This is a genomic window from Streptomyces phyllanthi (assembly GCF_009377205.1).
Taxonomy (GTDB): Bacteria; Actinomycetota; Actinomycetes; order Streptomycetales; family Streptomycetaceae; genus Streptomyces; species Streptomyces phyllanthi.
This window is the reverse complement of the sequence record NZ_VJZE01000891.1, coordinates 1-1458: the sequence shown is the minus strand read 5'-3', so window position 1 is coordinate 1458 and position 1458 is coordinate 1. Positions and strand designations below refer to the sequence as shown.

1 protein-coding gene is annotated in these 1458 nt (G+C 71.5%); it reads left to right on the top strand.

Features of this window, described 5'->3' with window-relative positions; translation table 11 throughout:
* The coding region (locus tag FNH04_RS45905) for an ABC transporter substrate-binding protein (protein ID WP_228032066.1) at nucleotides 1-1419 on the top strand (1419 nt) is incomplete at its 5' end.
* Nucleotides 1420-1458 lie beyond the last annotated feature (39 nt).

The window sequence follows — 1458 nt, the reverse complement described above, 5'->3', positions numbered from 1 at the left end:
CCCCGCAGCCCCGCCTCCGCAGCCGCCTCCCCTCCGCCGTTCCAGGAGACCGTCATGAGCCACACCCCCGCTCCCACTCCCGCTCCGCTGTCCAGACGAGCGTTCCTCGCCGCCACCGGCGCGGCCGCAGCCGGTTCCTCGCTGCTCGTCGCGTGCGGCGGCAGCCTCACTCCCGGCGCCAAGTCCTCCGCCGAGGGCAGCGCCTCCCCGGCCTCCACCGCCGTACCGACCGGCAAGATCACCCTCGTGGTCGCCGACGCGGACGACACCACCATGACCCCGGGGCTGCTCGACGCGTTCCGCGAGAAGTACCCGAACATCACCTTCAAGCGGCAGTACACCGGCTGGGACGACTACCTGAAGAGCATCAACACGACGATGTCGGCCGACTCCGCGCCCGACATCGCCCAGTTCGTCTCGGGAATGAACAACCTGATCAAGGGGCGTCTGCTGCTCGACGTCAGCGCGTACGGGAAGGCGTACGGCTGGGCGGGCAAGTTCCCCGGCCTCGACCAGGTCACCTTCACCGCCGACGGCAGGACGGCCGGCACCGGAGCGCTGTACGGCGTGCCCGGCGGCCTCTCCTTCGAGGGCGTCTACTACAACAAGGCCAAGGTGAAGCAGCTGGGTCTCACCGCGCCCCCGGCCCCGGCCACCGTCGCCGAGCTGGAGGACCTGTTCGCCAAGGCCAAGGCGGGCGGGGAGACCGCCCTCGTCGCGGGCAACCTCGACGGCGGCCTCAACCACGCGTTCAACGTGCTGCTGTCGGTCTTCCTGAAGCCGGAGGACCGCGAGGCGTGGGCGTTCGGGCACAAGGACGCCAAGATCACCGGCCCGGAGGCCGTGGCCGCCGCCACGACCCTCAGGCGCTGGGTCGACAAGGGCTATGTCACACCCAAGGTCAACGGCACCAGCGACAACGACGCCACCGCCGCGTTCGCCAAGGGCGAGGGCGTGTTCCGGATCAGCGGCAACTGGGCCGCCGCGGCCGTCGCCAAGGGCCTCGGCGAGAACGCCGGACTCATCAACATGCCGCCGGGCACCGAGGGCGGGCCCCTGCGCACCACCGGCGCGGGCGTCTACTACTGCGTGTCCAGCAAGTCGAAGAACCCCGCGGCCGCGGCCGCCTTCCTCGACTTCTGCGCGACCCGGCAGGCCTCCGCCGTCACCGCGAAGGCGGGCTTCATGGCGCCCGACGCCGCCGCGATGCCCCAGCAGACCGGTCTGCTCGGGGACGTACGGGCCGGCTGGCAGGGGATCGTCAAGGACTCCGGGCTCCAGCCCTTCATCCAGAACGCCTCCACCCCGACGATGCCCGACACCCTCACCACACAGCTCCAGCTGCTCGCCGGCGGCAAGGTCGGCGTCGAGAAGTTCCTCGCGGCCCTCCAGGCCGACTTCGACCAGTTCCACTCCTGACGGCCCGCCGCCCGGCCTCCCCTCGGCCTTCGCCCGGCC